We start from the raw sequence: 2,362 nt of genomic DNA, 5'->3' as shown, positions 1-2,362 counted from the left end.
TCATCAACACTAAAAAGTTTAGACCCTTTTTAATATAACTGTTAGAAAGTTGGGATAAGTTGACTGATAAAAAAAATCAAACCAAAAGTTTACTTTTAAATAGAAGAACGATCCGAGCTTTTAAGGAGCAAAAATTGCCCAGAAAGACAGTTGAGCTGTTGATGCAAACAGCACGTCAGACTGCCACTTCGTCGTTTTTGCAACAGTCTTCTGTGATACATGTGACGGATCTGGAAAAGAGAAGGGTGATCAGAAATATTTGTCAGCAAGATTATGTTGGGGCAAATGGCGACTTGTTTATTTTTATAGTTGATCTGTATCGCAATCAGCAGATTCGGAAACATCAGCGTAATGATGATGGGCGTTTACACAATACCGATGTCTTTTTCCAGGCATATGATGATACTGTACTTTCAGTTCAAAGTGTGGCTACTATGGCAGAGAGTTTAGGTTTGGGAACGGTATTTTTAGGAAGTATCGTTAATGACTCTGCGAAAATGGTTGAAACTTTAAAACTTCCGCCGTTAACTTTTCCAATTTTGGGGCTTCAAGTAGGCGTCCCTGATCAAGAACCGCAATTAAAACCGCGACTTCCACTTGATCTCAGAACTTTTGAAAATGAATATAATTATACTCTAGAAACTTCTGAACTGGAAAAATATGACCAAGTTGTGCAAACTTATTATGACTTGCGTGATTCTAACCGACGAATAGATTCATTTACCAATCAGATCAATTCAGACAAGTTAAATCATAAAATTACCAGACGTGACGAGATTTTGCAGACGTTGCACCGTCAGAAACTTTGTTTGTATTAAAAAGTACCGATTACGCTAATCTGAAGAATGTAAAGTACCCCATAATTATTAGAAGGTATTTCTAACAATTATGGGGTACTTCAACTGGGGATAAGGACTTTTTCTATTTTAAAGAAAAAAGACAAAAACGCTGGAAAAAATAATCAGCACTAAATTTAAACCAGATAACCAAATAGAATTGGAAGGTGGACCGATCCTAAATTTTAAGTTACGCAAACACAGAATTAAAAATACTAGCGCAGCAATCAAAAACAATAAAAAGATGGTTTTAAGTGAAGCAAAGACCTCTATTAATGCTAGTGCAATGATAAATAACCAATTGCGAAAATTTTTATACCACTCTAATTGGCCAAAAAATGCACGTTTGTAAGAGAAACTTTTCTGCCGACTTAAATTTAAAAATTTATTTATAGTTAGCAATAGCCAAACTACAAATAAGAAAATTCCAACATACTTCCAATTCATGTAACCACCTGCTTTTATACTAATTATTTTTGAATAGTTCGGTTAACTTTGTCATAAACTCTTGTACAAAGCGTTCTTTATCAACATTAACTGCGACTTGTGTTTGAGTGGCAGGATCATTGATCCGAGTCTCATCACCGATTGTTCGACCGGCAAATGATGCTTTTGTATCAACTTTCATGTTTAAATAAATGGTTGAAATAAGATCTGGTTCGACTGCAACTGCAACAGCTAGTGGATCATGCAAGGCACAGCCGCCTAAATGAGGGCTTGTTACTTTATAGGCATCAATATAAAAATCGACGATTTCAGCGTACTTTTGCCCAGCAACTGTTCCTAGGTCCCGCCATTGTTGAGTTTCTCTAGTAGTTAGCAAAGTTCGTGTTGTAACGTCAAGACCGACCATGGTCAGGGGAAGCGAACTGCGGAATACGCGGTCAGCAGCTTGGGGATCTTGATTGATATTTGCCTCGGTGACAGGGGTAACATTTCCCGGAACAGTTAGTGCGCCACCCATTAAAGTTACATTACCGATCAAATTTTCAATTTCAGGATCTTTGTCTAGAGCTGCGGCTAGGTTTGTTAATGGACCAGTGGGTACTAATAAAAGGTCTTTTTGATATTGATGTGCAGCTGAAATTAGAAAATCAACGCCTGAACCAGTTTCGACTTGGCGGTCAGCTTGTTTTAAAGAAACTTCACCGACTCCGTTTACACCATGGATCTGTGCACTAACAGGCATTACGTCAAAATGGTCTGTGGTTGAGGAATGATTTGCGCCCATGTACACAGGAACTTCTGGATGCCCTAATAATTCTAGAAGGTCTAGACTGTTCTGGACACCACGAGAAGTAACTACATTACCATATGAACCGATGATCCCAATCAAATCTGTTTCAGGTGTTGCTAATGCATACGCGATGGCCAAAGCGTCATCAATACCAGTATCTAGATCCAGGATCATTTTGTATTTTGCCATTTAATCCACTCCTTATTAAAATAACTGTTACTATATCCTATAGTTAAGTTTAGCAAAAAAAAAGCCGCTTGGGGAGTGTCAAGAAGTTTGTGTAAAAAGG

3 protein-coding genes are annotated in these 2,362 nt (G+C 37.7%); 1 reads left to right on the top strand and 2 read right to left on the bottom strand.

What is annotated here, in order from left to right:
- The first annotated feature begins 59 nt into the window (after window positions 1-59).
- On the top strand, window positions 60-818 hold the full coding sequence (locus FC65_RS10125; RefSeq protein ID WP_056972587.1) for an NADPH-dependent oxidoreductase: 759 nt from the start codon (window positions 60-62) through the stop codon (window positions 816-818).
- Between the two features lie 108 nt (window positions 819-926).
- Here the strand turns inward: FC65_RS10125 and FC65_RS10120 are convergent, their stop codons facing one another.
- Window positions 927-1,283, bottom strand: coding sequence for a hypothetical protein (locus tag FC65_RS10120; protein ID WP_010496068.1), 357 nt, complete (start codon window positions 1,281-1,283; stop codon window positions 927-929).
- Window positions 1,284-1,302: 19 nt separating this feature from the next.
- Window positions 1,303-2,262, bottom strand: coding sequence for a nucleoside hydrolase (locus FC65_RS10115; protein ID WP_056972585.1), 960 nt, complete (start codon window positions 2,260-2,262; stop codon window positions 1,303-1,305).
- Between the last annotated feature and the right edge of the window lie 100 nt (window positions 2,263-2,362).

Source organism: Ligilactobacillus acidipiscis DSM 15836, assembly GCF_001435755.1.
Classification (GTDB): Bacteria; Bacillota; Bacilli; order Lactobacillales; family Lactobacillaceae; genus Ligilactobacillus; species Ligilactobacillus acidipiscis.
The sequence above is the reverse complement of the archived record's forward strand: the minus strand, read 5'-3'. Positions and strand labels throughout refer to the sequence as shown.

Excerpts from the sequence above, each read along its gene's own strand:
- FC65_RS10115 (WP_056972585.1), bottom strand. The coding sequence starts at position 2,262 with ATGGCAAAATACAAAATGATCCTGGATCTAGATACTGGTATTGATGAC.
- FC65_RS10120 (WP_010496068.1), bottom strand. The coding sequence starts at position 1,283 with ATGAATTGGAAGTATGTTGGAATTTTCTTATTTGTAGTTTGGCTATTG.